Below are 24,047 nucleotides of genomic sequence, written 5' to 3'. Positions count from 1 at the left end.
ATTCATGTGACTGCAGATTTTACGATACGTGCTAACGTGCGGTTATGGTCTCACTACGAACACTTGCTGTCTGCCTGTCTCTCGCCCCGCCTGCATGGGCTTGTGATCTGGCATTGGCGCTGGCGGTTGATGTGTCGGGCTCGGTCGACAGCAAAGAATTTCGCATTCAGATGGACGGCCTTGCCGCTGGTTTGCGTGACCCTATTGTCTCCGAAGCGCTGGTCAGGGGGCAGGCGCAATTGATGCTGGTGCAATGGACGGGCGCGTCGCGCCAAAAGATCACGGTTCCCTGGACTCAGATCGACAGTTTCCGCGCACTGGATGGCTTTGCCGCACAAGTTGCCTCGGATCCAAGGGTTTGGCGCAACTTTTCTACTGCCATTGGCGAAGCGCTCGAAAAGACAATGGACAGTTTTGAATCGGTCTCGGAGTGTAAGCGCCACTTGATAGACCTATCGGGGGATGGGGTTTCGAATGAGGGTGTCGAACCCACGAAGGTGCACAGCGTGTTGCGCAATCGGGGGGTTACAGTCAATGCAATCGCCATCGAAGAAAGCGAGCCTGACCTGACGGCGTATTTCTTTGAGAATGTGATCGTCGGAGAAGGGGCTTTTGTGGTTTCTGCGTCTGGGTTTGAAGACTACCCGGAACGAATACGAAAAAAGCTGTTGCGCGAAGTCGTAGAGCAAACGGTCGGGTTGAAGTGAAGCATCGAAGATTCGTGATCACAATGCTTGGCCCTTGAAAACGCTAACATTGAAGATGTGGAATGGGTTTTGTGATCACGAGTTTATTTGGTGCGATCACATAACTTGCTAAACTGCGTTTTTGAGCCGAATTTGAGCACTTTTGCACCTGCAGCACGTGACACAGTGGGAAAAAACGGTAAAACCGTCTGTAGCCAACCGAAAAGGAGCCATCATGGCCGATGTAAATCGGGGCAACCGCCCACTTTCACCGCACATAATGATTTATCGTCCTCAGTTGACCTCCATGTCTTCGATCATGGTTCGACTGTCCGGAATTGCGGTTTTGGTTTTATCACCATTGGTTGTCTGGTGGCTTTTGGCTGCGGCAACGTCTGAAACCGCCTTTGTGCCGATAGACAATTTTCTGCGCAGTTGGTTTGGCGATCTGCTTCTGTTGGGCGCAACCTGGGCGCTTTGGTATCACACACTGGGTCGTCTGCGTCACGTCATCTGGGACTTTGGCTACTGTCTGGATGTAGAGACTTCGGAAAAGATGGGTATTGGCATGTTCGTCTTTGCCACTGTTCTGACCATTCTCACAGTGTTTTTCGTGTAAGGAACGGATTGATGCGATATCTGACAGACCGTAAGCGCGCGCAGGGGATGGGGGCCGGAGGCTCGGGAACCCAAGGGCATTGGCGCATGATGGTACGCTCAATGATTATGGTTGTGCTGGTTCCGTTGTTCCTGATCGCGCTGGGCAAAGGCATTGGCGGATCTTATCAAGAGGTGCTGGCCTATTTCAGCCGGCCTATACCGGTAATTATCGTGGCTTTGGCGCTGATCGTTGGTTTGATCCAACTGATGCATGAAGCGCAGGAAGCGATTGAGGACTACGTGCACGGTGTCGCGGAAAAGCTGACAATCGTTGCCACGCAGGCATTTTGCTACACGTTGATCGCTGCGAGCCTTCTCGCGCTGATCAAGCTCGCCCTTTGACCTGCGCCTTAAGGATCCAGAACGATGACACAAGCATATGAATATGAAACCCACGACTATGATGTTGTGGTTGTTGGCGCAGGCGGCGCCGGTTTGCGAGCTACGCTTGGCATGGCCGAACAGGGATTGCGCACCGCGTGTGTGACCAAAGTTTTCCCGACACGTTCGCACACAGTTGCTGCTCAAGGTGGCATTGCCGCGTCGCTGTCCAACATGGGTCCGGATCATTGGCAGTGGCACATGTACGATACCGTCAAGGGCTCGGACTGGCTGGGTGACACTGATGCGATGGAGTATCTGGCGCGTGAGGCCCCAAAGGCGGTCTACGAATTGGAGCATTACGGCGTGCCCTTCAGCCGGACAGAAGAAGGCAAAATCTACCAGCGTCCATTTGGTGGCCACACGACCGAATTTGGTGAAGGCCCTGCGGTGCAACGCACCTGTGCCGCCGCGGACAGAACCGGCCATGCGATCCTGCATACGTTGTATGGTCAAAGCCTCAAGAACAACGCTGAGTTCTACATTGAATACTTCGCCATCGATCTGATCATGTCCGAGGATGGGCAATGTCAGGGTGTTGTCTGCTGGAAGTTGGATGACGGCACCATGCATGTGTTCAACGCCAAGATGGTGGTGCTGGCAACGGGCGGTTACGGCCGGGCCTATTTCAGTGCGACCTCGGCCCATACCTGCACGGGTGATGGCGGCGGTATGGTTGCGCGCGCCGGGTTGGCCCTACAAGACATGGAGTTTGTGCAGTTCCATCCAACTGGCATCTACGGCTCGGGCTGCCTGATCACAGAAGGTGCACGCGGCGAAGGTGGATACCTGACGAACTCGGAAGGTGAGCGGTTCATGGAGCGCTACGCGCCCCAGTACAAGGACCTGGCGCCGCGCGACTATGTCTCGCGGTCCATGACGATGGAAATCCGCGAAGGGCGCGGTGTGGGTAAGGAAGGCGATCACATTCACCTGAACCTCAGCCACCTGCCAGCCGAAGCTTTGGCCGAACGCCTGCCGGGGATTTCAGAAAGCGCGAAGATCTTTGCTGGTGTCGACGTCACCAAAGAACCGATCCCGGTTCTGCCGACCGTGCACTATAACATGGGCGGTATCCCGACCAACTATTGGGGTGAGGTTCTGAATCCGACTGCGGACGATCCAACCGCCGTGGTCCCGGGCCTGATGGCCGTGGGCGAGGCTGGGTGCGCATCTGTACACGGGGCAAACCGGCTCGGATCAAACTCGCTGATTGACCTTGTTGTGTTTGGTCGTGCGGCGGCGATCCGTGCGGGGAAAGTCGTGGATGCCGACTCGGCAAACCCGGTTTTGAACCAGAGTTCTGTGGACAAGGCATTTGATCGCTTTGACGAGGTGCGTAACGCCAGTGGTTCCGTTGCGACCGCCGATCTGCGTCTCGAGATGCAGAAGACAATGCAGGCAGATGCCGCTGTTTTCCGGACTGCCAAAACCATGGCTGAAGGCGTCGAGAAGATGACCGAGATTGCTGCCAAGATGGATGACCTTAAAGTCACTGACCGCTCCTTGGTCTGGAACAGCGACCTTATGGAGTCGTTGGAACTGACCAACCTGATGCCAAGCGCGCTGGCCACCATCGTTGGTGCCGAAGCCCGCAAGGAATCTCGCGGTGCGCATGCGCATGAGGATTTCGCCGAGCGTGATGACAAAAACTGGCGCGTCCACACCGTATCCCGTGTTGATGGCAACAAGGTCGCTCTTAGCTATCGTCCGGTGATCGTTGATCCTCTGACCACTGAGGATGCAGGGGGCATCAGCCTTAACAAAATCGCGCCCAAAGCGCGCACGTTCTAAGGAGCGCGGAGATCAGGCAATGGTGTACACGCGCCAAATACCTAAGGACGTCACGAAGGCCACAAGCCATTGCAAGTCCTGTTGTGCCTGGTGTCGGCCATGACTGTTGAAGTGCTGCATTCCGCGCAAAGCGATCCAAAAATCATCCTGATCGGATTAAACCGTTGTGCCACGACGTCCTTCCACAAGCTGTTTCAAAACAGCGGGATCCAGTCTTTGCATTGGGTGGATGGCGATGGCAGCAACATCGCTCATCGGATGGTGACGAATATCGCCATGGGTCGTAAGCCGTTGGACGGGTTTGGCCAAGCCCGGGCGTTTACCGACATCGCTTTTGTGAACGTACGATTCATGCTGGATGGTGCGCGATTCTTTCGGGACCTGCATAGGGCCTACCCCGACGCGTACTTTATACTGAATACGCGCAACCGGGATGACTGGGTATCTTCGCGCGCGCTCCATTCCGGTGGCGCGTATCTTGAAAAATGCTGCAATGCCAATGGTCTTACAGCAGAAGAAGTAAAACAAGGCTGGGCGCATATGTATGACGTGCACCATGCCGAGGTTGAAGTGCATTTCGATGGCAACCCCCGATTTCTGCGCTTTGACATAGACACGGACGAGCCGCAGATCATTGCGGATCTGCTTGCTCCGGATTTTGACGTGAACACTGTCCATTGGGGACATTATAATCGAGGGGCGTCCGCGCACGCCCAGACAGGCTGAATGGCGGCCTTGTGCTGAATGGAGAATTGACATGGTTCAACTGACCCTGCCCAAGAATTCCCGGATCACCACCGGAAAGACCTGGCCCAAGCCAGAGGGCGCCAGCAATGTGCGTAAGTTTCAGATTTACCGCTGGAACCCGGATGATGGGCAGAACCCGCGCGTGGATACGTATTTCGTTGACATGGACACATGTGGTCCCATGGTTCTGGACGCGCTGATCAAGATCAAAAACGAGATTGATCCGACCCTGACCTTTCGCCGGTCTTGCCGCGAAGGCATCTGTGGGTCCTGTGCGATGAATATCGACGGAATCAACACTCTCGCCTGTATCTATGGCATGGATGAGATCAAGGGCGACGTGAAGATTTACCCCCTTCCGCATATGCCTGTGGTGAAAGACCTGATCCCCGATCTGACCCATTTCTACGCTCAGCATGCCAGCATCATGCCGTGGCTTGAGACCAAGACCAACCGCCCGGCGAAAGAGTGGAAGCAATCCATCGAAGATCGCAAGAAACTTGATGGCCTATATGAATGCGTAATGTGTGCCAGCTGCTCGACCTCGTGCCCCAGCTATTGGTGGAACGGTGATCGGTATCTTGGCCCTGCCGCGTTGCTACACGCCTATCGCTGGATCATCGACAGCCGGGATGAGGCAACGGGCGAGCGCCTGGATGAGTTGGAAGACCCGTTCAAACTGTATCGCTGCCATACCATTATGAACTGTGCCAAGACCTGCCCGAAGGGTCTGAACCCGGCCAAAGCGATTGCTGAGATAAAAAAGATGATGGTCGATCGCGCCGTTTGATACGCAGTTGCATTTGTTGACTTGCAGCAAGTGCATGCCCAGCTTGCGAAAATAGGGGGGTGCAGGGCCAGTGGCCCTGTCCTAATTTCAAAGAAGGGAGGAGTGATGAGATTGAGTCAGGATCACTCCGATGAATACAGAAAATCCTAAACCGAAAATCAACGCTGGCGAGGCCTTGAAACTGCTTGAACAGGCCTGGGCTTACTATACACCGGAGCCCATGCTGGCGGACAAACAACCCGAGTCGCGCTTGTTCGAGTACGCCAACGCCGCCTGATGCGATTCATGTTGGGCTTGCCAAAGACGAATAGGATGGGCAAGTCAGTGGTATGCCCATTCTCTTGCTTCTCCTAGCCGCTGGGGTGTTTGCTTACTTCCTATGGCGCGCGCGATCTTCCTCGCTGACCCGCGATTGTCGGTGGCGTCAGCACCGAAACGAGGGTGTCTGGATCTGCGCTTTTTGTGGCGCGAAAGAAGAGGGGTCTGATAGCCCAACAATTTGTCGGCGCAAGACAAGCGATGACTAGAAATCGGCCGGGTCTGCTACCTTCCCGATGCTGTTATCCAGCTTCCGGGAATGCCGCCTGCAATGCAATCTCGACCATATCGCCAAAGCTGCTTTCGCGGTCGGCCGACGGTAGGGCCTCTCCGGTCAACAAATGATCCGATACGGTCAGCACAGCCAGGGCCCGGCACTGGTGGCGCGCGGCCAGGATGTATAGTTCGGCTGCCTCCATCTCGACACCAAGAATGCCGTGACGCACCATTTGTTCATTCAGGTCAGGACGTTCGTCATAAAAGACATCAGACGAATAGATCCCGCCGACATGGGTCGGGGTGCCTTTTGCCTTAGCTGCGGCAACAGCGGCCTGTAGTAGGCCCCAATCAGCGCACGGGGCAAAGTTCATCTCTTTCATGATGCCACGGGATGGCGTGCTGAGGGTGGTCGATGTCATCGCCAGAATGACATCCCGCACTTTCACTTTGTCCTGCATCCCGCCGCATGATCCAATACGGATCAGGGTTTTTGCATCAAAGTCCCGGATCAACTCGTTCACGTAGATCGAAAGGGATGGCATACCCATACCGCTGCCCTGAATTGTGACAGCGTTCCCTTTCCAGTTGCCGGTGAAACCCAGCATTCCGCGCACGTTATTGACCTGCTTGACGTCTTCCAGAAACGTCTCAGCCGCCCATTTTGCCCGATAAGGATCGCCGGGCAAAAGAACGGTTTCTGCAATTTCGCCTTTTTCAGCGCCAATATGAATTGTCATTCCTAGGCAAGCCCCAGCTAGATTTCCAAATCAGAGATATCGGCGCCTGCTTTCAATGCATCGTGAATCCACTGAGGCTTACGGCCACGCCCGGTCCAGGTCTGTTCTGGCGCAGCGGGATTGCGGTACTTGGGCTTGGCTTTGGTCCCTTTTGCGCCACGTGGTGCATCACTTGACAACTCAGACAGTGAGAAACCGAATGCTGCTGCAGCTTTTTCGGCCGCCATCAAAGCTTCCTTGCGTTCCCGTTTTTCTGCATTAACAAGTGCATTTTCGACACTGCCGCGCAATTCCAGAAGATCTTTTCGCGACATCTTTTCAAGATTCATGCCCATTGTTCTTCTCCGTGAGTGTGTTTTGGTGGTGGGTGCAAGCGCGCACCCTAATTCCAAAGGACGACATAATCTATCCCTAATAGTAAGGGGATATAGACGGAGAATTTATCTGGTAAAGTGACTGTTATTCGGCCGCGAGGTTTTGCGGATCAACAAGAGTAACAATGTCACCCATAATCGCATTCAATTCGAAGTTTTTAGGGGTGTAAACCTTTGACACGCCCATTGATTTCAACCTCTCTGCATCCTCGTCGGGAATAATTCCACCCACTACAACCGGAATGTGGGTCAATCCGGCTTCGCGCAATCGGGCCAGTACGTCTTCAACCAAGGGCAGATGGCTGCCAGATAGAATCGACAACCCGATGACATGCGCATCGTCTTCTGCAGCAGCGGTCACTATCTCTTCTGGTGTCAGGCGGATACCATCGTAGCTGATATCCATGCCGCAATCCCGCGCGCGGAAGGCGATCTGCTCGGCACCATTCGAATGGCCATCGAGACCTGGCTTGCCGACCAAAAATTTGAGGCGACGCCCCAGTTTGTCGCTGACTGCATCAACGGCGGCACGCAAGTCTTCAAGCCCTTCGGTCTTGTTCGAGACCGAACCAGACACCCCGGTCGGGCCGCGATAAGTGCCATAGACTTTGCGCATTTCCTCGGCCCATTCGCCTGTTGTAACACCGGCCTTGGCGGCAGCGATGGATGGCTCCATCACATTTGCGCCTGTCTGCGCGGCCTCGCGCAGGGCGGCTAGTGCAGCAGCAACCACTGCGCTGTCGCGTTCGGCGCGCCATTCATTCAGACGATTGATCTGCTCTTGTTCGGCGGCGGGGTCGACGACCATAATACCACCATCTTCGGTCTGAAGCGGAGACGGTTCACCTTCGGTCCATTTGTTCACGCCGACAACCACTGTTTCGTTCCGCTCGATCCGGTTCAGACGTTCTGCGTTTGAATCCACCAAGCGCGATTTCATGTATTCGATCGAGGCAACGGCCCCGCCCATTGAATCCAGATTGGCCAGTTCAGCCCGTGCGCCGTCTTTCAATTCTTCGACTTTTGCATCCACCGCCGGGTTTCCGTCGAAGAGATCGCCATATTCAAGAAGGTCCGTCTCGTAGGCCAGTATCTGCTGCATCCGCATCGACCATTGCTGATCCCATGGGCGCGGCAGGCCCAAGGCTTCGTTCCAAGCTGGAAGCTGAACCGCCCGGGCGCGCGCCTTTTTGGATAGGGTTACTGCCAGCATCTCGATCAGAATGCGGTAGACATTGTTTTCTGGCTGCTGTTCGGTCAGGCCCAGTGAGTTCACCTGCACGCCATAGCGGAATCGGCGGAACTTAGGGTCTTCAACGGCATATCTTTGTTGCAGTATTTCATCCCAAAGATCGACAAATGCGCGCATTTTGCACATTTCGGTAACAAACCGGATGCCTGCATTCACAAAAAACGAAATACGGCCGCAAACCGCAGGAAAATCCTCGGTTGGCACGCGTGGGCGCAGCTCGTCCAGCACGGCGATGGCGGTGGCTAGCGCATAGGACAGCTCCTGTTCGGGTGTCGCACCGGCTTCTTGCAAGTGATAGGAACACACATTCATTGGGTTCCATTTCGGCACATTTGTGTAGCAGTATTCAGCCACATCCGCGATCATCTTCAGCGAGGGTTTCGGCGGGCAGACATAAGTGCCTCGGCTTAGATATTCCTTGATCAGATCGTTCTGCACTGTGCCTTGCAGTTTGGAAACATCAGCCCCCTGTTCCTCGGCCACCGCGATGTAAAGCGCCAGCAGCCAGGGCGCAGTCGCGTTGATTGTCATCGATGTGTTCATCTGTTCCAGAGGAATTTGCTCGAACAGAACCCGCATGTCGCCCAGATGACAAACCGGCACGCCCACTTTGCCCACCTCGCCACGTGCCAAAGTATGGTCGCTGTCATAGCCGGTTTGTGTAGGCAAATCGAAAGCCACCGACAGCCCTGTCTGACCTTTGGCCAGATTTCCCCGATACAGCGCGTTAGATGCTTTGGCGGTGGAATGACCAGCATAGGTCCGGATGAGCCAGGGTCGATCTTTCTGCATCTGCGTCATGAGGAGCCTCGTGTGTCGGTGGGCAATAAAATTTCGTCACTGGGTTCTAAAGCGCAATTTTCGGGATATGTCAATTCGCTGCGTTGCGGCATATCGCGATTGTTCAGATTGTGAGCCGGTCCGATTGGTGGCACTGTGTTCGGATGACGCAAACCGTCGAACTTCCGCTTTGGCTTTTTTTGCTGATCGTGATTTTTGCCATGGTCACACTGGCTTCGCATTTCTTGTTCCCATCCGTTCGATGGTTTTTTCGCCGCCGTTTAGAGCGTGCCGTTGCCCGTCTGAACAAGCGGCTGCAACGGCCCATCCAGCCGTTCAAACTCGCACGGCGGCACGACATGATTCAGCGGCTGATTTATGATCCGCAGGTCGGGCAGGCTGTGCAGCGACATGCTCGCGAGGAAGGAATCCCCGAAGCCGTAGCCTTTGAACAGGCGCGCCGCTATGCGCGCGAAATTGTTCCGTCGTTTTCGGCCTTTGCCTATTTCAGTTTTGCCATTCGTCTGGCTCGTCTTATTAGCAATACGTTTTATGACGTTCGCCTCAGCTATCAGGATGAAGCCGCCATCGACGGCATTGATCCCGAGGCCACCGTAGTTTTTGTGATGAACCACCGTAGCAATATGGACTATGTGCTGGTGACTTACCTTGCTGCACGGCATTCGGCCTTGTCCTATGCAGTAGGAGAATGGGCGCGGGTTTGGCCGCTAAGCCGACTTATCCAAGCTATGGGTGCGTATTTCATCCGGCGAAAGTCAGGCAGCGAGCTCTATCGTCAAGTGCTTTCATGTTACGTCCGTCACTCGACCGAGGCTGGGGTGACGCAAGCGATGTTCCCCGAAGGCGGGTTAAGCCTGACCGGCGCATTGGGTCGTCCCAAGCTTGGATTGCTAAAGTATATTTTGGATGGAACTTCGCCAAACGGGCGGGACGTTGTCTTTGTTCCGGTGGCATTGAATTATGACCGCGTGCTTGAGGATACCATTCTGACCCGCGCCGCCCTCGGATCGGAACGTCGGTTCCGGGCCCGGATCGGAGTTGTCACCCGTTGGATCATTAAGCAGGTCTGGCAGCGTTTGATCGGCCGGTACAAAAGATTCGGGGTCGCTTCGGTACGATATGGAGCGCCATTGTCGCTGAAAGAGTTTCGCAGCCAACACCGTGATGACGCGATGACGGATCTGGCGCGCGAACTGATGCAGCGCATCGGTCGCGCCATTCCGTTGGTACCCGCAGCTGCGGCCTGTTTGGTGTTGCGCGAAAACGGATCCATGCCTGAGGACAGCGTACAATCCCGTATCCAGGCAATGATGAACCAAAATGGCGATCAGACGACACAGGATTCAGAGGCCATAGAAAGTGCGTTGAACCAATTGGTCGAACGGAAAATCCTAAGAAGGCAAGGGGAAACGCTTTCGCTTTCAGGTCAGCGAGTCGATCTTTTGGACTACTACGCCGCATCTGCGCAGAAGAAAAAGCAATCAGAGAGTAATGCACCTGCAGAAAATGTTTCTGCAGGTGCGGGGTCATAAAATTACAAAAATACAGCAAAAGCGGTTGCATTATTGCGCATCGGTCAATATTCCATCTGGGGAAGCACGCGATTCTGCGTCGCGGCAAAGATATTGATAAAAAGGAGGCCAGCATGGCTTTGGACACCGAAAGCGGTATCGCGTCGTACGAGGCACCCGAAAAAGACCTGTACGAAATGGGTGAGATCCCTCCGATGGGATATGTGCCCAAGAAGATGTATGCATGGGCGATCCGTAAAGAGCGCCACGGCGAGCCGAACACAGCAATGGTGCAGGAAGTGGTCGATGTGCCCGAACTGGACAGCCACGAGGTGTTGGTTCTGGTGATGGCCGCGGGCGTGAACTACAACGGTGTCTGGGCGTCTCTGGGCCAGCCGATCAGCCCGTTTGACGGCCATAAGGCGCCTTATCACATCGCAGGTTCGGATGCGTCGGGCATCGTTTGGGCAGTGGGTTCAAAAGTGACCCGTTGGAAGGTCGGTGATGAGGTGGTTATCCACTGTAACCAGGACGACGGGGATGACGAAGAATGCAACGGCGGCGACCCGATGTATTCACCCAGCCAGCGCATCTGGGGCTATGAAACCCCGGATGGATCCTTCGCTCAGTTCACCAACGTGCAGGCGCAGCAACTTATGCCACGGCCCAAGCACCTGACTTGGGAGGAAAGCGCTTGTTACACGCTGACTCTGGCGACCGCTTACCGGATGCTGTTCGGCCACGAGCCTCATGATCTGAAGCCGGGTCAGAATGTTCTGGTCTGGGGTGCATCTGGCGGCCTTGGTTCTTATGCGATCCAGCTGATCAACACAGCCGGTGCAAATGCGATCGGCGTGATCTCGGACGAAAGCAAGCGTGACTTCGTTATGGGGCTGGGCGCCAAGGGCGTGCTGAACCGCAAGGACTTCAACTGCTGGGGTCAGCTGCCCACAGTGAACACCCCGGAATACGCCGAGTGGTTCAAGGAAGCCCGCAAGTTCGGCAAGGCGATCTGGGATATCACCGGCAAGGGTAACAACGTCGACATGGTCTTCGAACACCCGGGTGAAAGCACCTTCCCGGTCTCTACCTTTGTAGTGAAGAAGGGCGGCATGGTTGTGATCTGCGCCGGTACCACCGGATACAACCTGACCTTCGATGTGCGCTATATGTGGATGCACCAAAAGCGCCTGCAGGGGTCGCACTTTGCGCATCTCAAGCAAGCTGCATCCGCCAACAAATTGATGGTAGAGCGTCGTCTGGACCCTTGTATGTCCGAAGTGTTCACGTGGAATGACCTGCCCGAAGCACATATGAAAATGCTTCGGAACGAGCACAAGCCGGGCAATATGTCAGTTCTGGTTCAGGCCCCGCGCACCGGTTTGCGTACGCTTGAAGAGGTACTGGACGCACGGGGCTAGATCGCTCTGATTTTAGACACAAACGCCCGCGAATCACATTTTGGATTCGCGGGCGTTTTGCGTTCTGACCCGTGCTTCCAACTTTCAACGGGTTACAAATTTACCCCTCGCTGTTTTTGGGGAGTAGAAACCGGTGACTATGCCGGAAAACATCCTACATGTTATGGTTGTGTTAACCCTTCGTTAACTGTTTCAGAGAGACCCTGATGGCGCAAAATGAGTGGATATTGGACGTATTGTCGGACCTCAACGCTTTCGCGGTCGCGAACGGGTTGACCATGCTTGCCGAGCAGCTTGACGACACCAAGCTAATCGCAGCGGCCGAGATCGCGTCCATGAAGAATGAGGCACGGGCGCCCGCGGATGGCAACAGAACTCGATCTGGGTCAGATCCTGCAGGATTTGGAGAGCACCAGCACGCTTGACGAGCTCAGCAGTATTGCATTCGGGCTGCGAGAAATACTCAAGGTCGAACATCTGACCTATCACTGGGTGGACGGCGCTGGAGACCAATACGGGTGCACCACATACTCGGATGCCTGGGAAGAGCGGTACCGGGACAAAAACTATCACAGAATCGATCCGGTTATCCTGGGGTGTTTCCAAAGGTTTCATCCCGTCGATTGGAAGTCGCTTGATTGGTCCGGAAAGGTTGCAAAGGCCTTCCTTCAGGACGCGAAAGGCCATGGTGTTGGCAATCAAGGATATTCCATCCCGATCCGCGGTCCCAACGGACAGTTTGCCCTTTTTACCGTTAATCACAGCTGTGACGACGACACGTGGCAAGAGTTTATCTCGCTATATGGGCGCGAATTGATCCTCATTGCGCACTACATGAATCGTAAGGCGCTAGAGTTCGAAATGGACAGGCAACCGGAGTCACCACGCGGACTATCCCCCCGAGAGATTGATGCGATTACCTTGCTGGCGCTGGGTTACAGCCGCGCACAAGTGGCGCATTCTCTTTCGATTTCCGAGCATACCCTGCGGGTTTATATTGAAAGTGCTCGTTCCAAGCTTGGCGCCCAGAACACCACCCACGCAATCGCAACTGCACTCAGCCGAGGATTAATAGTCGTTTAAAGGAAGCCCGACCCTGAAACCGTAAGTTAACCACGTGTCTGTACCCCCTTCGTTCCTGCACAGGACGACGAGGGGAAAAAGTCATGTTGCGTTATCTATATGCCGATGAGTTGCACAAGTTTCCGGCTCTGGCAGAGGGGATGTTTCAGGATCGCGCAGATCAGTTCAAAACTCGATTGGGCTGGGATGTTAACGTTAATGAAAAAGGAGAAGAGCGGGATCAATACGATGATCTCAATCCGCTATATGTCATCTGGGAAGAACCGGATGGCAGTCATGGTGGCTCAATGCGGGTGTTGCCAACAACCGGGCCGGTTATGGTAAACGAAATCTTTGGTCATCTGACTGGCGACAGCCCGATCCGCAGCCCACTGATCTGGGAAGTTACACGGTTTTGCCTGTCCCGCACCGCCAGCCCGCATACCGCCGGGGCCATCATGCTCAGTGGCGGCGAAATGATGGAAGGGTTCGGTCTGACGCATATAGCCGGGGTTTTTGATGCGCGTATGATTCGTATCTATCGCCTCATTGGATCCTCGCCGCAGGTCCTTGGTACCCAAGGGTCAGGGCGCGAACAAATCTCGGTTGGGCTGTGGCCCTATTCCGCTAAGGATTGCAGCCGTGTGGCCGCGCGGGCAGGTATATCGCGCGATCTATCACGCCTATGGTTTAAGACAGCTTTTGGCCCTGCCAAACAACACCGTTTTGCCTTGTCAGCCTAAACGCGGGAAAACACCAATCCACATCTGGTGATGGTCGGCGCGGCCCTGTAGGGTCGCGCCATGTCCTTGCCAAAACTAACATTCTCTGACGATCAGGCCGCCGCTTTTGACAGCATCGCCGAGATGCTGCGCTCTGCGGGTGTAGACTTGGAAGACGATGCCCTGCTCAAGCTTCCGGGGGCCGGAACGTCCGGCGTGATGGCCGTGATCGGGAAGGCTGGATCCGGTAAAACCCTTTTGCTTGCAGAGCTTTACAAGGCGCTGGCTGAAACCGGTGTTCAGATCGTTTCGGGCGACTATGAAAGTCGAAAATCAAAAGACAAACGAAGCCTTGCGATATTGGCACCGACCAACAAGGCGGCCAGTGTTCTGCGGTTGCGCGGCGTTCCGGCAACGACCATTCATCGCATTCTATATACTCCGGTCTACGACCCCGAATATGAGCGGATTGCGGATTGGCTTGCGGGCAATGGTGAGCGACCCGAGATCGAGGACCTAAGCGACGATGCACTGGATCGCGCGGCATCGTTTTATGAAAACAACAAGTCCATCCCGGGTGCACTTGCTGCGGCAGGGTTGCGCGGTTCAGACTTCATCACAGGCTGGAAACGTCGTGACGAACCATTGGATATCGGCTTTGTCGACGAAGCCTCAATGCTGGACGACAGGCAATTCGAAGACCTGCAAGAGATATTTCCTACGCTGTTGATGTTTGGTGATCCTGCGCAGCTGGCCCCCGTCAACCAGTCCGGCAGCATGGTATTCGACACATTGCCTGAACCTCGGAAACTGACCTTGCACCGGGTGCATCGGCAGGACGCGGATAATCCTATATTAGATCTTGCCCATGCACTTGCTGATCCCGAAATGGGGTTCGAGGATTTCGAACGGATGATCGAAGACGCAGCCCGGCGCGACGATCGTGTTGTGTGGGGTCAAAGGGTCGAAGTTGATTTGATGGCCCGCAGCCCTGTTCTGGTGTGGCGCAATGCAACTCGCATTCGGCTGATCCAGGCGTTCCGGCAAGTTCACGGCGCGCCGGAAACGGAGCTATTGGCAGGTGAACCTCTGATCTGCGACGGGATCGAGCTGCCGCTTAAACACCGCAAGAAACGGCTGGATCTTGAGGCGCGGGGGCTGATCAAGGGCGCGCAGGTCATTTATCTTGGGCCCGGGCGAAAGCCGGGGTTTTCGCGGTTGCATGTGATGGGGGCCGAAGACCCTCAGGTCAGTGCGGCCTCAATCGTCAAAATTGAAAAACCGGATGAGGAAGAGCCGTTTATTCCCTTCGCCGCCCGCATGGGCGCGACGTTCCTGCATGGGGCTGCAGTGACCATTCACAAGGCGCAAGGATCGCAGTGGGACACGGTGCAGGTCTTTGCGCCTGATCTCTACGCCGCTGCGCGCATGGGACGGACCGAGGCCGGGCAACCCTTGTGGAAACGTCTGGCCTATGTGGCCATTACACGTGCGCAACAGCGGCTGGTTTGGGTGGTGCGCAATCGTCTCTCAAAACCGACCTATCAGTTGCGTGTGGATGACCTGCGCGCGGGACAAGCACCATCACTGACGTTGGAGGCGGAAGAGACATGAGATCCATTATCGTTACGGGTGCAAGTTCCGGCATTGGGCAGGCGACGGCCGAGTTGTTTCTGGCTGAAGGCTGGACCGTGGGCCTGTTGGCACGGAGCGAAGGCAAACTGGAAGAAATTGCCAGGGCCAACCAAAATGCGATCCCTCTGGTCGCAGATGTCACAAACCCTGATGCCGTATCAACTGCATTCCGCTTGTTCATGAACCGGGCAAACAGATTGGATGTCTTGTTCAACAACGCAGGTATCTTTGCGCCAGGTGGTACGATTGACGAGATCGCATTGGAGGATTGGTACCAAAGCGTCAACGTGAACCTGAACGGTATGTTTCTGTCCGCGCGCCAGGCATTTGGGATTATGCGTAGGCAGAGCCTGCAGGGCGGCAGGATCATCAATAACGGTTCGATCGCAGCGCATGCTCCGCGCCCGAATTCAGTGCACTACTCGGCAACAAAGCATGCAATCACCGGGCTGACCCGCAGTCTGTCTCTGGACGGGCGTGCGTTTGGGATCGCATGCGGTCAGATCGATATCGGAAATGCGCGGACACCCATGGTTCAAAACCTTGTTGAGACCGCCAAGGCCGAAGGCAATACGCCAGATCCGACGATGGACGTTGACGACGCCGCGCGCTCGGTTCTGCATATGGCCACCCTGCCGCCCGAGGCGAACGTGCAGTTCATGACCGTAATGGCTACGACCATGCCTTATATCGGCAGGGGGTAGGCTTCACTTCTCGCGCAGCAGACGGAACGCGGTAGAGGCGCCCCAACCCGCTGCAATCGCAATGACCAGTGACATGAGGCCATACCAGACAGGTTGCTGACGGGACATGTTGAACAGGAAACGCTCCAACCCGACTTTGCGAACGTCGATAGCCGTTTCGTACTGAGAAATGACCTCTCCCCCTCGGGTCAGAAGGATGCGTGCAACATACTCGCCTTCTGTCAGGTCTGATGGCATATCGATTGATGTTCGGAAAAGGGTCTGTTCATCCACGGCCACCGTGTTTTCGCGGATGGAATAGAGGTCTTCATTCTCGCGAATGCGCACCACAGCATCGGCAAAATCCTGTGCGCCGCGGATGTTCATTGCTGCACCGACGGATCGAATGGCGCGCTCAATCGAGACCCGATACCGTAGGTCCTCCGTGTCAGACAGGATGGATTTCAGCGGGCCACTGGTGGCCACCGCGTAAAAGCTGGGTGCAAGATCAACAAGAACACTGTCCGTGTTCACCCAGATTCCCAGCTTGCGTTCCTTACGCCGGACGGTCACGGGTTCAGAGGGGCCGGCGAGCGCCACGATAACCTCAAGCGGCGGACCATCTGGAATAGGTGCTTCGCGTTTTATTGCGCCAAAGATCAGGATCTCGGATCCGTCGAAATTGGCGGTAATTGCGACGCGGTCCTGGCTTAGGCCTAGAACAACTTTCTCCTCCGCTGCGGCAGCGGGTAAGCACAACAGGCAAAGGGCGGTGATAAGAGCGCGCAGCATCATCAGTGCCCTCCGCCTGTGCCAAGCGAATAGAGCTCACTCGGTTCGAGCAGAAGATCAAGGGCCAGCTTGCCACACACCACAAGGACCAGCGCGGCCAGCAAAACCCGCAACTGTTCCGCAGGCATGCGTGCGCCGATCACCGTGCCGATCTGAGCGCCGATGACGCCGCCAACAAGCAGCAAAACGGCCAGTACGACATCCACCGTATAGTTGGTCGTCGCGTGCAGCATTGTGGTAAACGCGGTCACAAAAATGATCTGAAACAGGGATGTACCAACAACGACCTTTGTGGGCATGCCCAGCAGATAAATCATCGCGGGCACCATGATAAACCCGCCGCCAACACCCATGATGGCCGACAGCACCCCAACACACAGCCCCACCAGAACTGGCGGGATCACCGAGATATACAGGCCCGATGTGCGAAAGCGCATCTTGAGCGGCATGGCGTGAATCCAACCGCGCTGCCGTCGTTTGGCAGGCGCGCCACCACCCTTTTTGACTTTGCGCAGGGCATTGAGGCTTTCAACGAACATCAGACTGCCGATGACGCCAAGAAAGACCACGTAACAAAGCGTCACCAGCAGATCGACCTGGCCAAGACTCTTGAGGTAGTTGAACACAACGACACCCAAGGCCGCGCCGACCAGACCGCCCACAAGTAGGACCGTGCCCATCCTGAAGTCCACGGTTTTTCGCCGGAAATGAGCCAGAACGCCTGAAAATGACGATGCAACGATCTGATTGGCTTCGGTTGCAACAGCCACAGCGGGTGGGATGCCAATGAAAAACAGCAGCGGGGTCATAAGAAACCCACCACCTACGCCAAACATTCCGGACAGGATACCAACCATCCCCCCCAAACCGAGAAGCAAAAAGGCATTCACGGAAACTTCGGCTATGGGAAGATAAATCTGCATGGCTTCTTCTGGATGTGCGGTGTTCTGCTGCACAACGTCACAATGCTGCATTCACCGAAGTGTCTGGAAAGTCGGGTCTTAAGGCGTTGGGTGTTGTGTTTCCCGAATGAGTTTTGGGCTAGCCCAGCGAATTTCGCAATCTCATCAATCGGAGAACACACACACATACCCTCTTAGAGCGGTTGCGGCATGCAAAATCAACTGTGCATGCCGCTCTGCAGCGAACAGGATTCAAGTTTGTTCCTGAACTGGACCTATCAACGCTCTTTCACATAGGGTTCGCCGCCCGCGCGCGGTGGAATCGCCTTGCCAACAAAGCCAGCCAGAATCACCACAGTCAGGATATACGGCAGGGCATCCATGACCTGGACCGGTATGACAACACCACCCAGATCGATGTTCTGGAACCGCAAAGCAACGGCCTGCAAAAGCCCAAACAATAAACAGGCGCCCATGGCGTGCCACGGCCGCCATTTCGCAAAGATCAGCGCGGCGAGCGCTATAAATCCACGACCTGCGGTCATTTCCTTAACGAATCCGGCCTGCAGCGCCGTGGCGAGATAAGCACCGGCGATCCCACAGAGCACGCCGCAGATCGCTACAGCGGCAAAACGCAGACCAACCACCGAGACACCAGCGGTATCTACCGCAGCCGGGTTTTCGCCCACTGCGCGCAGGCGAAGACCGAACCGCGTGCGGAATAGGATCCACCACGTTGCGGGCACCAGCAGGAACGCCACATAAACGAGAATGGAGTGACCAGACAGGAGTTCTGAATAAATGGGTCCGATGAAAGGTACACCGCTGATCGCGTCGACAAACGGGAACTCAATTGGTTCGAAACGGCCACCGCCAAACAGGGAAGGTGTGCGGCCGCCCTGTTTGAACCAGCTCTGGGCTATAAGCACCGTCAGACCAGACGCGAGGAAGTTGATAGCCACACCTGAGATCAGTTGGTTGCCCCGAAACGTGATCGACGCCAGCCCGTGCAGCGCGGACAAAACCAGCGACGACGCGATCCCAGCCAGCAGGCCCAACCAGACCGACCCTGTCACAGCAGCGACGGCGGCCGAGAAGAAAGCGGCCATCAACATCTTGCCTTCAAGCCCGATGTCGAAAATACCTGCGCGTTCGGAATACAGCCCTGCCAGACAGGCCAGCAACAACGGCGTGGCCAGACGGACGGTCGAATCGAGGACTTGGATGAGGGTAACGAAAAACTCCATCACTCTGCCCCCTTCCGCAAACTCAGGAAGACTTTCTCAAGCGGCATGCGCACCATGTTGTCCAGCGCCCCGGTAAACAGGATCACGAGCGCCTGGATCACAACAATCAGTTCGCGCGGTATCGAGGTCCACAGTGCCAGTTCCGCACCGCCCTGATACAAGAACCCGAACAGGATTGCGGCCAGGAAGACACCAAACGGATGTGATCGGCCCATCAGAGCGACTGCGATACCGATGAATCCGGCGCCTTCGGTCGAATTCAGGACCAGCCGCTCAGCCTCGCCCATCACGTTGTTGATCGCCATCATTCCGGCCAGGCCGCCCGAGATCAGCATTGCGATGATGGTAATACGGACCGGAGAGATGCCAGCATAAACCGCGCCGGTTTCGGTTTTACCGTAAGATCGGATTTCATAGCCAAGCCGAGTGCGCCAGATCAAAGCCCACACGATGACGCATGCGACAATCGCCACAAAAAACGAAATGTTTGCAGGGGCACCGCGGAACACCACGTTCTCGGCCGTCGAGAACATCGACTGGAACGTTGGCAACTGTACCGCTTCCGGGAAGCGCGCAGTCGCCGGATCCATCGAGCCCTGCGGGCGCATTACGTTGACCAGCATGTAGTTGAGGAACGCCGCTGCAATAAAGTTGAACATGATCGTGGTGATCACGATATGGCTGCCTCGCTTGGCCTGCAGATAAGCAGGAATTGCCGCCCAGGCAGCGCCGAAGATCATTGAGGCGGCACAGGCTGCAAGCAAAGCGATGCTCCAATGCGGCCACGGCACATAGAGGCAAACAATCGCCACGCCAAGGCCACCAAGCATGGCTTGGCCTTCCCCACCGATGTTGAACATCCTGGCGTGAAACGCGACAGCCACGGCAAGGCCAGTGAACATGAAATTGGTGGCGTAGTAGAGCGTATAGCCCCAGCCATAAGTCGATCCCAGCGCGCCGGTAACCATCAGATTTACGGCCTCGACCGGGTTTTCTCCGATGGCGAGGATAACCAGCGCCGAAAGAAGTGCTGCCAATATCAGACTGATCACAGGGATCAGCACCACATCGGCCCATTTGGGCATTTTTTCCATGTTACGCGGCCTCCCCCGCAACACCGGCCATCAACAGGCCAAGTTCTTTTTCATCAGTGTCCTGGGGCAATCGTTCGCCCATGATATGTCCGTCAAACATCACCGCAATCCGATCCGACAGCGAGAAGATCTCTTCCAGCTCGACCGAGACCAGTAGGATTGCCTTGCCCTGATCGCGCAGGGCGACGATTTGCTTGTGAATGAATTCGATCGCACCGATGTCAACGCCGCGCGTAGGCTGCCCAACCAAAAGAAGGTCGGGGTTCCGCTCGATCTCGCGTGCGACGACGATTTTCTGTTGGTTTCCGCCCGAGAAGTTCTTGGCGGCCAGCCAGCCATCCGGCGGGCGGACATCGAATTTTTCGATCTTGCGTTCGGTATCAGCACGCAGGGCAGCATTATCCATGAAGATGCCGCGCTGGTAAGCGGGGTCGCGGTGATAGCCGAAAGCCACGTTTTCCCAGGCATGGAAATCCATGACCAACCCTTCGCGCTGACGGTCTTCAGGCACATGCGCAATATGCTGCGCGCGCCGCGCCTGACCGTCCGATCCGGGACCGCTGAGCGCCAGAGGCGTTCCATTCAGTTTGATCGACCCCCGACCGGGACGCATGCCACCCAGAACTTCAAGCAATTCGGATTGCCCGTTGCCGGCCACGCCCGCAATGCCAACGATTTCGCCGGCGCGAACCGTCAGATCGATACCTTTAACCCGCTCAACGCCTGCTTCGTCCGTGACGCTCAAGTTCTCGATTTCGAGGATCGGTTTGCCAGGCTGTGCAGGTACTTTGTCGACTTGCAGCAGAACTTTGCGGCCAACCATAAGCTCGGCCAGTTCCTGTGGGTTGGTCTCGGCGGTTTTGACGGTTGCCGTCATCTGCCCGCGCCGCATGACGGAAACGGTATCGGTCGCCTCCATGATCTCACGCAGTTTGTGAGTGATCAGGATGATGGTCTTACCTTCGGCCCGCAAACGGTCGAGGATGCGAAACAGTTGATCCGCTTCGGCGGGTGTCAGTACGCCGGTCGGTTCGTCCAGGATCAGAATCTCAGCCCTGCGATACAGTGCTTTCAGGATCTCGACGCGTTGTTGTGCGCCAACACCGATCTCATCAATACGCTTGTCCGGGTCGACGAACAGCTCGTACTCTTCTTCAAGCTCTTTCAGTTCCTTCCGTGCCTTGGCGAGTGATGGTGCCAGGAGGCCGCCATCTTCAGCGCCAAGAACGATATTTTCCAGAACGGTGAAATTCTCGACCAGCTTGAAGTGTTGGAAGACCATCCCGATTCCCGCTGCAATCGCGGCCTGGCTGTCCGGGATCTCGGTTCTTTGACCATTAATCCAGATCTCGCCCTTATCAGCTTTGTAAAAGCCGTAGAGAATGCTCATCAACGTGGATTTGCCCGCACCGTTTTCGCCAATGATCCCGTGGATCGTGCCGGGGGCGACGCTGATGGAAATGTCTTTGTTTGCCTGAACCGGCCCAAAGGCTTTGGAAATCCCTTTGAGCTCAATGGCGGGGACTGTCATGTCTTGTCCTCAATTGCCGAAGGGGCCCCCGCTTTGGCAAAGTCATTTCATTGCCCAACAAGCGGTAGAACGGATGTGGGACGGAGAATTCCCCGTCCCAAGCGATATCAGAACTGCAGTGCAGGGCAGCTGTCATTCTCATAATAGCTGACAACCGCGATGTTGCCGTCGATAATGTCCTGACGGGCTTTGTCTACGGCAGCTTTCATGTCATCCGACACGAGGGCAGCGTTGTTGTCATCCATGGCAACGCCAACGCCTTCTTCGGCCAAGCCCATGGTGAACACGCCTGTTTCGACGCTGTCGCCAGCGCTCATGGCATCATATACAGCCACGTCCACACGTTTCAGCATCGAGGTCAGAACCTTTCCGGGGTGTAGGTGGTTCTGGTTGCTGTCCACGCCGATCGAAAGGATGCCTTCGTCGGCCGCAGTTTGCAGAACGCCAACACCGGTGCCACCGGCGGCGGCATAGACCACATCAGCACCCTGGCTGATTTGCGCCTTGGTTAGTTCCGATCCTTTCACCGGGTCGTTCCACGCCGCCGGAGTTGTACCGGTCATGTTGGCGACCACGTTGATGTCCGGGTTCACAGCCTTTGCGCCTTGCGCATAACCACAGCCAAAGTGACGGATCAGCGGAACATCCATGCCACCTACGAAGCCGACGGTGCCGGTCTCCGACGCCATCGCTGCCATCATGCCAACAAGATAAGAGCCTTCATGCTCGGCAAAGCCGACCTGACGCACGTTCGGTGCATCCAGCCAAGTCACGTCGATAACAACAAAGGTTGTGTCCGGATAATCGGAAGCAACGGCGCTGAGTGGATCAGCCATTGCGAAGCCCATGGTGATGATCGGGTTCGAGCCCGCTTCGGCGAAACGGCGCAGAGCTTGTTCGCGCTGCGCTTCGGATTGCATCTCAATCTCGCGATAGCTGCCGCCGGTTTCTTCCGCCCAGCGTGAGGCACCGTTATGTGCCGCTTCGTTGAATGATTTGTCGAATTTACCGCCTAGGTCAAAGATCAGGGCCGGTTCGGCCAAGGCAGCGCCAGCTGTCAGTGCTACCGCAGCGGCCGCGCCCAGCAAGGATTTCATCAGGGTCATTTTTTACTCCCGTTGGTTTTATCGGTCCGAAGCTAAGATAGCCCCGTTTACCCACTCAGAGCGAGCATAACCGTTGTGATGGCGGGAATTAAGGACGTTTGCAACAGCTAGGGTCAACAGGTTTTTGACCAAATGGTCGAAAAAGACGACTTATTGTCGGGGTAAACTGCATTCCATGACGATTGCGTCGCGTTTGACGCCGTTTTTGGCTGTGTAATAGCCTTGGCGCTTGCCACAGGGGCGATATCCGCAGCGAGTATACAACGTGATCGCCGCCAAATTATCCGAAGCCACGTCCAGAAACGCCCGAGTCGCACCCAATTCGACTGCCTCGGCATGCCAGTTTTCCATGCAACTCAGCCCCAGGCCTTGTCTTTGATAAACAGGGTGAGTCGCGATGGTCAGCAGCTCTGCTTCATCCGCGATGACCTGAAAAACAGCAAACGATTCAGGGGTACCTATAAAGTGTGTGAAAGGGTTTTCCAGCAGGTCTGAAAACTCGTTTGCACGCCACGGCCGCGATTGGGTGAACGCAGCTGCATGGATCGATGCCATGTCTTTCGGTGTCATCCGTCTAACAGAACCGGCGGCAGGTCGCGGGAAGGCGCCGCGTCTGCGGGTCGGACGTAAAGCGGGGCCGGATGGGGTTGGTCCACATACCAGCGTTCTGCAGCAACCCGCGCAATCGCTTCTACGTGTGAGGCTGCTTTCGTGCAGAAGAACAATGTGCCCAGTGATTCTGCTTCGGCGCGGGGTACCAAGCGCGGCGTACTTGCGGCGGCCTGCACATATACCTGATCGCGAGTCGCCGGAATCGCAGGCATCTGACCTGCCGGTGCAATGCGCGCCAGGGCGTCAAACCCCGATACACCGACTGCTGGAATAGCAAGGCCCAATGCAAGCCCGCGGGCAGCGGAAACCGAGATGCGGATTCCGGTAAAATTGCCGGGTCCGATACCAACGCCGATTGCATCCAGATCTGCCCAGCCGAGGTTTGCCTGCTTCAAAACCTTCTCTAGCAGCGGCATCAACCTTTCCGCCTGTCCGCGCGACATGGCTTCGTCACAAGACGCCACGATCTGCCCACCACACAGCAGGGACGCAGCGCAATGCGCCGCCGAAGTGTCGAATGCGAGGATTTTTGGTTCTGTGTATTTTTGGGTAGACATGTTTATTCGTTCTAAGGCGTGGACCTGAGAGCCTCGCGTCCCGATCCGGATGCACACGGCAATTCGTCAGTGATCTTCAGCCATGGCAGACGGGCATCTTCATGGCAGTGAATTTGCGGTTTCAAATCTGCGGCCTGATCCAGTACGCCCAACGGCACATAGATTTGCCCCGTTAGATAATCAAAAGTCGCCGCCAAAGGCGAGCTACAGGTCTGACAAGACCACCGGTGCACGCCGGTGACGCAAGAAAACGACGGGCCCAACTCAGGGGTGGCCACCAGATCGCCTGCGGCAAATCCAGCAAATGCGCCCACCGGGCCGCCCGTCCAGCGGCGGCAGTCCGTGCAATGGCAATAGGCCACAACTTGCGGGGCCGAACTCATACGCAATCTGACGGCGCCGCAATAGCAACG

Annotated in this window: 26 protein-coding genes; 14 read left to right on the top strand and 12 right to left on the bottom strand. The window is 55.9% G+C overall.

Going from position 1 to position 24,047, the window contains the following annotated elements; all coding sequences use genetic code 11:
* Positions 1-44 precede the first annotated feature (44 nt).
* The 7 genes from Q1B13_RS13005 (at position 45) to Q1B13_RS12975 (ending at position 5,335) form a co-directional block, all read left to right on the top strand.
* On the top strand, positions 45-707 hold the full coding sequence (locus Q1B13_RS13005) for a DUF1194 domain-containing protein (RefSeq protein ID WP_299080726.1): 663 nt from the start codon (positions 45-47) through the stop codon (positions 705-707).
* A 214-nt stretch (positions 708-921) separates the two neighbouring features.
* Entirely contained in the window at positions 922-1,305 is a 384-nt protein-coding gene (gene sdhC / locus Q1B13_RS13000; protein WP_299080728.1) for a succinate dehydrogenase, cytochrome b556 subunit, read from the top strand.
* A gap of 11 nt (positions 1,306-1,316) precedes the next feature.
* Positions 1,317-1,688, top strand: coding sequence for a succinate dehydrogenase, hydrophobic membrane anchor protein (locus tag Q1B13_RS12995; protein ID WP_298935309.1), 372 nt, complete (start codon positions 1,317-1,319; stop codon positions 1,686-1,688).
* A gap of 24 nt (positions 1,689-1,712) precedes the next feature.
* A complete protein-coding gene (sdhA, locus tag Q1B13_RS12990) occupies positions 1,713-3,521 on the top strand; it encodes a succinate dehydrogenase flavoprotein subunit (RefSeq protein ID WP_299080731.1) in 1,809 nt (602 codons plus the stop codon).
* Between the two features lie 99 nt (positions 3,522-3,620).
* Positions 3,621-4,247 (top strand): sulfotransferase, encoded by a 627-nt coding sequence (locus tag Q1B13_RS12985; protein ID WP_299080734.1) that lies wholly within the window; start codon positions 3,621-3,623, stop codon positions 4,245-4,247.
* Between the two features lie 31 nt (positions 4,248-4,278).
* Positions 4,279-5,058, top strand: a complete 780-nt coding sequence (locus Q1B13_RS12980; RefSeq protein WP_298935306.1) for a succinate dehydrogenase iron-sulfur subunit — start codon at positions 4,279-4,281, stop codon at positions 5,056-5,058.
* Positions 5,059-5,188: 130 nt separating this feature from the next.
* The gene (locus Q1B13_RS12975) at positions 5,189-5,335 is read left to right on the top strand and encodes a hypothetical protein (RefSeq protein ID WP_299080737.1); all 147 of its coding nucleotides are present in this window, start codon (positions 5,189-5,191) and stop codon (positions 5,333-5,335) included.
* A 283-nt stretch (positions 5,336-5,618) separates the two neighbouring features.
* On the opposite strand, the gene deoD is transcribed toward Q1B13_RS12975, so the two are convergent.
* From deoD to Q1B13_RS12960, 3 genes are all read right to left on the bottom strand, one after another.
* Positions 5,619-6,332: a purine-nucleoside phosphorylase gene (deoD, locus tag Q1B13_RS12970; RefSeq protein ID WP_299080739.1), complete on the bottom strand. Its 714-nt coding sequence runs from the start codon at positions 6,330-6,332 to the stop codon at positions 5,619-5,621.
* Between the two features lie 17 nt (positions 6,333-6,349).
* Positions 6,350-6,667, bottom strand: coding sequence for an H-NS histone family protein (locus Q1B13_RS12965; RefSeq protein WP_298935303.1), 318 nt, complete (start codon positions 6,665-6,667; stop codon positions 6,350-6,352).
* A gap of 124 nt (positions 6,668-6,791) precedes the next feature.
* Positions 6,792-8,759, bottom strand: a complete 1,968-nt coding sequence (locus Q1B13_RS12960) for a protein meaA (RefSeq protein ID WP_299080742.1) — start codon at positions 8,757-8,759, stop codon at positions 6,792-6,794.
* 143 nt (positions 8,760-8,902) lie between these two features.
* Here Q1B13_RS12960 and Q1B13_RS12955 point away from each other — a divergent pair, with 143 nt between their 5' ends.
* The 7 genes from Q1B13_RS12955 (at position 8,903) to Q1B13_RS12925 (ending at position 15,814) form a co-directional block, all read left to right on the top strand.
* The gene (locus Q1B13_RS12955) at positions 8,903-10,291 is read left to right on the top strand and encodes a 1-acyl-sn-glycerol-3-phosphate acyltransferase (protein ID WP_299080744.1); all 1,389 of its coding nucleotides are present in this window, start codon (positions 8,903-8,905) and stop codon (positions 10,289-10,291) included.
* 113 nt (positions 10,292-10,404) lie between these two features.
* A complete protein-coding gene (ccrA, locus tag Q1B13_RS12950) occupies positions 10,405-11,691 on the top strand; it encodes a crotonyl-CoA carboxylase/reductase (protein WP_120632423.1) in 1,287 nt (428 codons plus the stop codon).
* A gap of 206 nt (positions 11,692-11,897) precedes the next feature.
* Entirely contained in the window at positions 11,898-12,116 is a 219-nt protein-coding gene (locus Q1B13_RS12945) for a hypothetical protein (protein ID WP_299080747.1), read from the top strand.
* On the top strand, positions 12,055-12,774 hold the full coding sequence (locus Q1B13_RS12940; RefSeq protein ID WP_299080750.1) for a LuxR family transcriptional regulator: 720 nt from the start codon (positions 12,055-12,057) through the stop codon (positions 12,772-12,774). Before Q1B13_RS12945 ends, Q1B13_RS12940 begins: the two co-directional genes overlap by 62 nt.
* An 83-nt stretch (positions 12,775-12,857) precedes the next feature.
* Positions 12,858-13,496, top strand: a complete 639-nt coding sequence (locus tag Q1B13_RS12935) for an acyl-homoserine-lactone synthase (RefSeq protein ID WP_299080753.1) — start codon at positions 12,858-12,860, stop codon at positions 13,494-13,496.
* A gap of 60 nt (positions 13,497-13,556) precedes the next feature.
* The gene (locus tag Q1B13_RS12930) at positions 13,557-15,089 is read left to right on the top strand and encodes an AAA family ATPase (protein WP_299080756.1); all 1,533 of its coding nucleotides are present in this window, start codon (positions 13,557-13,559) and stop codon (positions 15,087-15,089) included.
* On the top strand, positions 15,086-15,814 hold the full coding sequence (locus tag Q1B13_RS12925; protein ID WP_299080759.1) for an SDR family oxidoreductase: 729 nt from the start codon (positions 15,086-15,088) through the stop codon (positions 15,812-15,814). The genes Q1B13_RS12930 and Q1B13_RS12925 overlap by 4 nt, the downstream gene beginning before the upstream one ends.
* A gap of 3 nt (positions 15,815-15,817) precedes the next feature.
* Here the strand turns inward: Q1B13_RS12925 and Q1B13_RS12920 are convergent, their stop codons facing one another.
* From Q1B13_RS12920 to Q1B13_RS12880, 9 genes are all read right to left on the bottom strand, one after another.
* Positions 15,818-16,585 carry a TIGR02186 family protein gene (locus Q1B13_RS12920; RefSeq protein ID WP_298935419.1) on the bottom strand — a complete coding sequence of 256 codons (768 nt, stop codon included), beginning with the start codon at positions 16,583-16,585 and terminating at the stop codon, positions 15,818-15,820.
* A gap of 2 nt (positions 16,586-16,587) precedes the next feature.
* The gene (locus Q1B13_RS12915; RefSeq protein ID WP_299080762.1) at positions 16,588-17,508 is read right to left on the bottom strand and encodes a sulfite exporter TauE/SafE family protein; all 921 of its coding nucleotides are present in this window, start codon (positions 17,506-17,508) and stop codon (positions 16,588-16,590) included.
* Positions 17,509-17,765: 257 nt separating this feature from the next.
* On the bottom strand, positions 17,766-18,734 hold the full coding sequence (locus Q1B13_RS12910) for an ABC transporter permease (RefSeq protein ID WP_299080765.1): 969 nt from the start codon (positions 18,732-18,734) through the stop codon (positions 17,766-17,768).
* A complete protein-coding gene (locus tag Q1B13_RS12905; protein ID WP_299080768.1) occupies positions 18,734-19,828 on the bottom strand; it encodes an ABC transporter permease in 1,095 nt (364 codons plus the stop codon). Before Q1B13_RS12905 ends, Q1B13_RS12910 begins: the two co-directional genes overlap by 1 nt.
* Before the next feature lies 1 nt (position 19,829).
* Positions 19,830-21,359 (bottom strand): ABC transporter ATP-binding protein, encoded by a 1,530-nt coding sequence (locus Q1B13_RS12900; protein WP_298935294.1) that lies wholly within the window; start codon positions 21,357-21,359, stop codon positions 19,830-19,832.
* Positions 21,360-21,466: 107 nt separating this feature from the next.
* On the bottom strand, positions 21,467-22,465 hold the full coding sequence (locus Q1B13_RS12895) for a BMP family ABC transporter substrate-binding protein (protein WP_299080771.1): 999 nt from the start codon (positions 22,463-22,465) through the stop codon (positions 21,467-21,469).
* Between the two features lie 150 nt (positions 22,466-22,615).
* Complete coding sequence (locus Q1B13_RS12890; protein ID WP_299080774.1) at positions 22,616-23,035, bottom strand: N-acetyltransferase; 420 nt, start codon at positions 23,033-23,035, stop codon at positions 22,616-22,618.
* Complete coding sequence (gene tsaB, locus Q1B13_RS12885; protein WP_299080777.1) at positions 23,032-23,634, bottom strand: tRNA (adenosine(37)-N6)-threonylcarbamoyltransferase complex dimerization subunit type 1 TsaB; 603 nt, start codon at positions 23,632-23,634, stop codon at positions 23,032-23,034. Before tsaB ends, Q1B13_RS12890 begins: the two co-directional genes overlap by 4 nt.
* An 11-nt stretch (positions 23,635-23,645) precedes the next feature.
* On the bottom strand, positions 23,646-24,017 hold the full coding sequence (locus tag Q1B13_RS12880; RefSeq protein ID WP_298935289.1) for a GFA family protein: 372 nt from the start codon (positions 24,015-24,017) through the stop codon (positions 23,646-23,648).
* Between the last annotated feature and the right edge of the window lie 30 nt (positions 24,018-24,047).

This window comes from uncultured Ruegeria sp. (assembly GCF_947489545.1).
GTDB lineage: Bacteria > Pseudomonadota > Alphaproteobacteria > Rhodobacterales > Rhodobacteraceae > Ruegeria.
Note: the sequence above shows the minus strand (reverse complement) of the source record. Positions and strands in the feature narration are given on the sequence as shown.